Source organism: Microtetraspora sp. AC03309, from assembly GCF_020826795.1.
In the GTDB taxonomy this organism is placed as follows: Bacteria; Actinomycetota; Actinomycetes; order Streptosporangiales; family Streptosporangiaceae; genus Microtetraspora; species Microtetraspora glauca.
Genome location: NZ_JADDIL010000147.1, coordinates 1 through 6,849, shown reverse-complemented (window position 1 = coordinate 6,849; position 6,849 = coordinate 1). Strand labels below are relative to the sequence as shown.

Sequence of the window (6,849 nt, the reverse complement as noted above, 5' to 3'; positions counted from 1 at the left end):
GTGGCTCAGTGGTAGAGCATCACCTTGCCAAGGTGAGGGTCGCGGGTTCGAATCCCGTCTTCCGCTCTGCGAGGTCTCCGATACGGGCCTCTCTCGGTGGAGTGGCCGAGAGGCGAGGCAGCGGCCTGCAAAGCCGTCCACACGGGTTCAAATCCCGTCTCCACCTCTGAAACGACGCCGGATCCGAGTCGTGGTGATCCGATGTCCCCCTTGCGCATGCCCGCCTTTCGGGCGACTCCGTCCCATTGGATCAATGAGCTGAGCGTGGCGGTAGGGTGAGCGTGAACCGCGCCCGGTCTTGACAGCCGCGCGCATGCACCCCTTAGGAGGTCCGCATGACTGCCGCCGAACCGGAGCACGACGCCCCCGAAGACGAGATGAAGCGCAAGTTCCGCGAGGCCCTCGAGCGTAAGAAGCGCACCCAGGCCGAGCGGAACGCCGCGGGCACCGGCAAGGACCCGTCGAAGGTCAACGCCGCGCACGGCCCCGCTGGCGGCCGGCGCTCGTTCCGCCGCAAGAGCGGCGGCTGATCCACCTCCCCGGCCCACCCCCTCCCTCCTGTGACCGGGATGGGCCTCCCCGGCATCCTGCGATGTTCCGGACACGCCATCGCCTCGCGGGCGTCCCCGCGAGGCGATGACACGGATCTGCCGGACCGTGCCGGATCTGGGTCGTTTCTGAGCGGCGGTTCGTCCCAGGTCGTGTCCAGCACTCCCTAGAACGAACCGCCTCTCGTACTACTGGCGGCCGCGCTCCATGCGACCGCGCTCCATGTGACCGCGCTCCATGCGACCGCGCTCACGGCCGCGCTCCATGCGGCCGCGCTCCATCCGGCCGCGCTCCATCCGGCCGCGCTCCCAGCGGTCGCGGTCGCCGTGGTCCCAGTGGTCCCGGCCCCTGTGGTCGCGGTGGTCGCGATAGTCGTGGTCCCAGCCGTCTCTGCGGCGACGGTGGTCGTGGTCCCAGCCGTCTCTGCGGCGACGGTGGTCGTGGTCCCAGCCGTCTCTGCGGCCACGGTGGTCGCGGTCCCAGCCGTCTCTGCGGCCACGGCGGTCGCGGTCCCCATCGTCCGCTGCACCCGTGGCTGTCGAGATGGGACGTGCCGGCTGAGGTGCGACGGCGGCGTTCGCCGGCTGGGCGGAGAGGACAGCGGGGGCGACGAGTGCGGATGCCACCAGCGCACCGGTGGCGAGTGCGTTTCTGAGCATGGAAATCACTCCGTGTGTGACGGTTCCCCGCCCCTGCTCAGCGGCGGGGCCGGATCTCGTGGTGTCGGGTCCGCGGAGCGACGCGGCGGGGCCGCGAGCTGAGGTGCGGACGGACGGACGGAGCGTCGAATCGGTCTCCCGGGATGACGCCGAAACGGCGTGTCGACCTAACCCAACGGTAGGGACGCCCACAGTGGACGGTCACCCATAAGTGGCAAAGGGCTCGGTCGGGGCTGATTACCGTGTGTTCGGATCGACTCGACGTCAGATCAACGGTCTACGCGAATATTGGGATGCCCGCCCGCCGAGGAGTGAGTGCGGCCCCGAGAGCATCCGTGGGCTCTCCTGCTGCCGCGTTCATGCGGGACGCAACGGGCCTTCCCGCCGGGCACTTCGACCGGGTCTCTGAGTCGGAGCCCGGGGAGATCGCCCCCTCTCACCGGCGTACGTCCGAGCAAGAGGCCCTTGAAAACGACGAGAGCGTCGTCCCGCGGGGCCCCGCGGGACGACGCCACATCACCGGACATCAGCCGGTGCCGCAGTCAGCTCCTCACTGCTGCTGCTGTTGCTGCTGCTGCTGCTGTTGCTGCTGTTGCTGCTGTTGCTGCTGTTGCTGCTGTTGCTGTTGCTGCTGCTGCTGGTGACGGCCACGGTGGTGGCGGCAGAAGACCACTCTGCCGTGGCAGATCTTGCAGCCCCGTCTCCAGTGGCAGCTTTCAGAGGCGTTCGCGGTAGTCGTCGACGTGGAGGCCGCGCTCGTGGCGCTGGGCGTGACGCTGGCGTTGGCGGGCTGCGCTACCGGAACGGCGAGGGCGGACGCTACGAGTGCGCCGGTGACGAGAAGTTTTCTGAGCATGAAATCACTCCGTGTGTGACGGTTCCCCGCCCCAGCTCAGCGGCGGGGCCGGATCTCGTGGTGTCGGGTCCGCGGAGCGACGCGGCGGGGCCGCGAGCTGAGGTGCGGACGGACGGACGGAGCGTCGAATCGGTCTCCCGGGATGACGCCGAAACGGCGTGTCGACCTAACCCAACGGTAGGGACGCCCACAGTGGACGGTCACCCATAAGTGGCAAAGGGCTCGGTCGGGGCTGATTACCGTGTGTTCGGATCGACTCGACGTCAGATCAACGGTCTACGCGAATATTGGGATGCCCGCTGCCGGACCGGGCCCCTACCCTCGGACACATGCGGGACATCGCGCGGCTGCCCAAGGTCCATCTACACGTCCATCTGGAGAGCACCGTCCGGTGGACGACCGTTCGGGAGATCGCCGACGCGAACGGCCTGACCGTTCCGGACGTTCCGCCCGCGTTCAACGGCTTCCGCCAGTTCGCCGACTACAACTCTCTCGTACGGGAGTGCCTGCGCCGGCCGGAGGACTTCCGGCGGATCGCCCTGGAGTTCTGCGAGGACGAGGCGGCGCAGGGCACCGGCTACGCCGAGGTCACCTTCACGGCGGCGTCGCACGGCGAGCGGCTGGGCCGGCCGGAGATGCCCCTGGAGGCGGTGTTGGAGGGCCTGGCCGAGGGGCGGGTGGCGTACGGCATCGAGTGCCGGGTCATCCTCGATCACTCCCGGCGCCGGTCGGTCGACCGGGCCTGGCGCACGCTCAAGCTCGCCACGCGGTACGCCTCGGACGGCGTCATCGGCATCGGCCTCGCCGGGGAGGAGTCCTATTCCCTTGCCCCGTTCGCGGAGGTTCTCGACGCGGCGAAGGATTCGGGTGTCCATCTCGTGCACCACGCGGGCGAGGAGCGCGGCCCCGAGAGCATCCGTGAGGCTCTCCTGCTCGGCCACGCGGAGCGGCTCGGGCACGGCATCCGCGCCTTGGACGACGACGATCTGGTCGCCGAGATGCGCGAGCGGGCGATCCCTCTGGAGGTGTGCCCGTCGTCGAACGTCACCCTCGGGTTCGCTCCGTCGATCGAGGACCACCCGCTGCCGCGGCTGCGCGCGGCGGGCCTGGTCGTCACGCTGAACACCGACATCCCGTCCATCGCCGGAACGTCGTTGGTGGAGGAGTACACCCGGGTTCGGGACGCCTTCGGATACGACGACCCAACGCTGGCCGAGCTCGCCCGGGCGGGGATCGACGCGTCCTTCGCGCCCCCCGCGACCAAGGAGCGGCTGCATCGCCAGACCGATGGGTGGCTGGCATCGTGACCTCGTCCCGGCGCCCACGGTCTTCCAACCGGGCCCTTCGCGTGGCTCTCTGAGTCGGAGCCCGGGGAGATCGCCCCCTCTCACCGGCGTACGTCCGAGCAAGAGGCCCTTGAAAACGACGAGAGCGTCGTCCCGCGGGGCCCCGCGGGACGACGCCACATCACCGGACATCAGCCGGTGCCGCAGTCAGCTCCTCACTGCTGCTGCTGTTGCTGCTGCTGCTGCTGTTGCTGCTGCTGCTGCTGCTGGTGACGGCCACGGTGGTGGCGGTGGTGACGATGGCGGCCATGCCCATCGCAGGGCGGGCAGGGTCTGAGGTGTTCCGTGGCGCTGCTTGACGTCACGGCCTTGGCCGGTGCGTCGGCGCTGGCGGACTGCGCGGACATCGCCACGGGGGCGACGAGTGCTGACGCCACCAGGGCGCCTGCCGAGATAGCTTCCTTGAGCATGAGAGATCACTCCGTTTGGATGGGTTACGTCCAGGTGGTACCTGGCGTACGGAGCATCGAATCGGTCTCCCGGGATGACGCCGAAACGGCGTATTGATCTAGGTCGAATCCCCGACCCTGCCGCCCGCTGAGGTCGACCGCGGCAAGGATCCTAGAGAAACTTCCCCACTTCACGCTAAGGGGCGGAAAGCGCGATGGTCACCTTTTAGAGGCAAAAGGCTCCGTTGAGCCTGATTACCCCTCACTCGAGCGCGTCGCCGTCCGGAATCCGCTGACCCGTGGCCTCTCCGATGGGCGGCTTCGCCGAAACCCGACTTTGCCAACGTCAAAGCGGCGAGCGCGGAAATCCCTTGGAATACGGGGTTCCCGGCGCCGGTCCGCGTCCTGCGGCATTGTCCGTTCCGGGCCGTCACATGGAGGCCGAGGGGCGGGTTCTTCTCAATGCGGCCACCTGGGCGCACACTGGAAAGCGACATGTTGGGCGATTCGGGTGGGAGTTTCTCGTGCACGATCAGATGCCCACGGCAATGCCGCTGCTGTCACGCGGCAAGCATCGCAACCCCAGCAAGGGCGCCTGCTTCATGGAGCTCGCGTCCTTCCTCGCCGGAGAGCGCTGGAGCGATCATCCGGCTTGCACGCATCCACTGCTGGCCGGGCTCGCACGTCTGGTCAACGACCACACGACGGACGCGGCCCGGCCTTCGCTGGCCCCGCTGATCCCCTCGGTGATCGGGCTCACCGGCGACGACCCGCGCATCGACGCCCGCATCGCGCTGCGGTGCGCGACCTCGGCGCTGCCGGTCGTATCGCACGAGCGGCAGCTCGCGCTGGCGGTGTCCGTGCTCTCGGCCGAGCACGTGCTGGCCGGCCTCGAGGGGCGGCCACACGGCAGCGTCGGCACGCAGAGCTCGCTCGCTCTGGCGCAGGTTCCCGACGCGGCCCGCTGGGCCTACAGGTTCCGGCGCGGCGTGCGGGTCTCCGCCAAGGGTTTCCGCAGGTACGCGGCGCCGAACACGGTCCAGCTCTCGGTCCGGGGGATCTCGGAGGCGTGCGTCGCCGATCCGGACGCGATGCTCAGGAAGCTGCTGACGGACACGATCGGCGACTGCGCCGACCTGATCCGTCACGAAGCACCGATCGATCCGCTGCGGTGGGAGGACGCCTGCCGTCTCACCCGTCGCTGAGTCGGCCGCCGGATCACGCGCCGCCGGGACGTCCGTTCGGCGGCGCCGGGCCACCAAGGCGACCGCCGCCGAGGCGGCGGTCCGTCCGGGTGCGCCTGTCCGGTGGCGCGGTGATCGCTCAGAGCACGGAGCAGCCGATCCGGACCGGGACGCGGGGCGACCAGCGGCCGGAGACCACGTCGTACGCCTGGGCGTAGCCGTTGGCAGGCTTGCCCGCGGCGGCGCAGTCGAACACGCCGGTGTTCTTGCCGAAGCTGCCTCCGGCGAATCCGCTGTGCGCGGTGGCCGTGACGGCGCCGCTCCAGTACAGGCGACCGGTGTCGAACCGGATGTACAGCTTCACCTGGCCGACGTTGTAGTGGTCGCCGCTGAGCTTGAACCGCGGAATGTCGTCGACCGAGGTGCTGGTGGAGGTTCCGTCGCCGTTGTCGCGCGGCGGCACCGTGTACCGGCTGATCCACAGACGGGCGGAGACCTTGCGGTCGGCGGCCTTGCTGTTGTCGAGCTTCGCCTGGGCGCGGACCGCGGGGGTGACGCACACGTCGTCCCCGGTGAACGCCTCGCGCCAGACGAAACCGGTCACGCAGGTGTGCGGCCCGAACGGGCCGGAGGTCCAGCGGGACGCCTTGACCTGGTTGTCCTTGGCGGTCTGGTCACGGACGGAGGGCTGGACGCAGACGAGGTCCGACGGCCGTGCCGTCCGCCACACGTACCCCTGGAGGCAGGTGTCCGGACCGTAGTCTCCCGAGGCCATGGCGGGCGTGGCCGCGACGGTGGCGGAGAGGGCGAAAGCGAGGCCGGTCATCGCGGAGACGGCCAGGCCGAGCGTGCTGCGCTTCATCGTGATCTCCTGAGGTTCGTGGCGCCCGGACCGGCCGTTGGCCCCGGGCTTCGTGAACTCAGTGAACGCTCCACCGCCTGCACGCGCCTTGACCTCCGCTTGCCACCCGTCTGCAGGCGGTGTGCAAGGAGGCGCGGGGCCGGCCCCTCCGGCCCCCTCCGCCCGGATGTACGGCCTCGCACGCGATGGACGCGGTGGCGGGCCGGGCGTACGATCACGCCCGGGAGGAGCGATGGCAGTCATCATCCACCGCCCGAGAGTCGCCTGGGAGGGCGCTCGCGTCTTCGTCCGGGCCGCCCCCTCCGACGCGTACTGGTGGCTGGGCGACATGGTCGGGCACTACCTCGGCGTGATGTACCAGCTGAAGCTGGCCGAGACCCGGCTGCGCCTCCAACTGGAGGACGTCGTGCCGGAGGAGATCGGGGCGTGGCGGTTCCGGCTGGACGAATTGCTCCGTGACCGGCCCGAGCTGACCGGACTGCTGGGCGACCTGATCGAGGAGACCTCCTACCGCCTGCCCCGCTGACCGGGCGGGCCGTTCCCCGGATCCCCGTCCGAGGCCGATCCTCAGCGGGCGGTCAGGTCGTAGACCGTGGTGCCGCCGATCGTCGTCGCGTCGTAGGTGTCCCGCACCCACGAGACGATGCGCTCGGCGTAGTCGCTGCCGCTGCCGCTGCCGCCTCCACGGGTCCCCATGCCGTCGCCGACGAAGTAGTGGATCCTGCCCTCGGCGACGTACCGCTTGAACTGGTCGAGGCTCGGCGCCGGATCGGTGCCGTTGAAGCCACCCACCGCCATCACCGGTTCGCCGGAGGCGAGCTGGTATCCCGCCGCGTTGTTGGACCCGACCGTCGCGGCGACCCAGGTGTAGGCGGAGGCGCCCGCCCGCAGCGCGGCGGTGAGCTCCGCGCTCGGGGTGGCCGCGGCGAGCAGCCCGCCACTACCGCGACCGCCGCCGCCCGGACCGTTACCCGCGCCGCCCTGGCGGCCCCCGTCCCCTGGCC

Annotated in this window: 8 protein-coding genes, 1 tRNA gene and 1 pseudogene; 6 read left to right on the top strand and 4 right to left on the bottom strand. The window is 70.0% G+C overall.

Annotation, left to right across the window (positions count from 1 at the left end; all coding sequences use genetic code 11):
- Window positions 1-95 precede the first annotated feature (95 nt).
- Together IMZ11_RS41375 and IMZ11_RS41370 are read left to right on the top strand one after the other, a co-directional pair.
- A tRNA-Cys gene (locus IMZ11_RS41375) sits at window positions 96-166 on the top strand.
- A 169-nt stretch (window positions 167-335) separates the two neighbouring features.
- Window positions 336-530 carry a DUF5302 domain-containing protein gene (locus IMZ11_RS41370; RefSeq protein ID WP_061257032.1) on the top strand — a complete coding sequence of 65 codons (195 nt, stop codon included), beginning with the start codon at window positions 336-338 and terminating at the stop codon, window positions 528-530.
- Between the two features lie 207 nt (window positions 531-737).
- On the opposite strand, the gene IMZ11_RS41365 is transcribed toward IMZ11_RS41370, so the two are convergent.
- Together IMZ11_RS41365 and IMZ11_RS41360 are read right to left on the bottom strand one after the other, a co-directional pair.
- The gene (locus IMZ11_RS41365) at window positions 738-1,208 is read right to left on the bottom strand and encodes a hypothetical protein (RefSeq protein ID WP_228648859.1); all 471 of its coding nucleotides are present in this window, start codon (window positions 1,206-1,208) and stop codon (window positions 738-740) included.
- 550 nt (window positions 1,209-1,758) lie between these two features.
- Window positions 1,759-2,064, bottom strand: coding sequence for a hypothetical protein (locus IMZ11_RS41360; protein ID WP_228648857.1), 306 nt, complete (start codon window positions 2,062-2,064; stop codon window positions 1,759-1,761).
- Between the two features lie 329 nt (window positions 2,065-2,393).
- On the opposite strand from IMZ11_RS41360, the gene add reads away from it, so the two are divergent.
- From add to IMZ11_RS41350, 3 genes are all read left to right on the top strand, one after another.
- Entirely contained in the window at window positions 2,394-3,371 is a 978-nt protein-coding gene (add, locus tag IMZ11_RS41355; RefSeq protein WP_228648855.1) for an adenosine deaminase, read from the top strand.
- Between the two features lie 209 nt (window positions 3,372-3,580).
- Window positions 3,581-3,709, top strand: coding sequence for a hypothetical protein (locus IMZ11_RS45850; RefSeq protein WP_255707995.1), 129 nt, complete (start codon window positions 3,581-3,583; stop codon window positions 3,707-3,709).
- Window positions 3,710-4,323: 614 nt separating this feature from the next.
- The gene (locus tag IMZ11_RS41350) at window positions 4,324-5,004 is read left to right on the top strand and encodes a hypothetical protein (protein ID WP_228648852.1); all 681 of its coding nucleotides are present in this window, start codon (window positions 4,324-4,326) and stop codon (window positions 5,002-5,004) included.
- 118 nt (window positions 5,005-5,122) lie between these two features.
- On the opposite strand, the gene IMZ11_RS41345 is transcribed toward IMZ11_RS41350, so the two are convergent.
- The gene (locus tag IMZ11_RS41345; RefSeq protein WP_228648850.1) at window positions 5,123-5,845 is read right to left on the bottom strand and encodes a hypothetical protein; all 723 of its coding nucleotides are present in this window, start codon (window positions 5,843-5,845) and stop codon (window positions 5,123-5,125) included.
- Between the two features lie 232 nt (window positions 5,846-6,077).
- Here IMZ11_RS41345 and IMZ11_RS41340 point away from each other — a divergent pair, with 232 nt between their 5' ends.
- Window positions 6,078-6,371 (top strand): hypothetical protein, encoded by a 294-nt coding sequence (locus tag IMZ11_RS41340; protein ID WP_061257022.1) that lies wholly within the window; start codon window positions 6,078-6,080, stop codon window positions 6,369-6,371.
- Between the two features lie 41 nt (window positions 6,372-6,412).
- On the opposite strand, the pseudogene IMZ11_RS41335 reads toward IMZ11_RS41340, so the two are convergent.
- Window positions 6,413-6,849: pseudogene (locus tag IMZ11_RS41335) on the bottom strand (glycosyl transferase); the annotation flags it as partial.

What these genes read in the sequence shown, in the direction of transcription:
- IMZ11_RS41370 (WP_061257032.1), top strand. Translation starts at nt 336, where the DNA reads ATGACTGCCGCCGAACCGGAGCACGACGCCCCCGAAGACGAGATGAAG.
- IMZ11_RS41365 (WP_228648859.1), bottom strand. Translation starts at nt 1,208, where the DNA reads ATGCTCAGAAACGCACTCGCCACCGGTGCGCTGGTGGCATCCGCACTC.
- IMZ11_RS41360 (WP_228648857.1), bottom strand. Translation starts at nt 2,064, where the DNA reads ATGCTCAGAAAACTTCTCGTCACCGGCGCACTCGTAGCGTCCGCCCTC.
- add (WP_228648855.1), top strand. Translation starts at nt 2,394, where the DNA reads ATGCGGGACATCGCGCGGCTGCCCAAGGTCCATCTACACGTCCATCTG.
- IMZ11_RS41345 (WP_228648850.1), bottom strand. Translation starts at nt 5,845, where the DNA reads ATGAAGCGCAGCACGCTCGGCCTGGCCGTCTCCGCGATGACCGGCCTC.
- IMZ11_RS41340 (WP_061257022.1), top strand. Translation starts at nt 6,078, where the DNA reads ATGGCAGTCATCATCCACCGCCCGAGAGTCGCCTGGGAGGGCGCTCGC.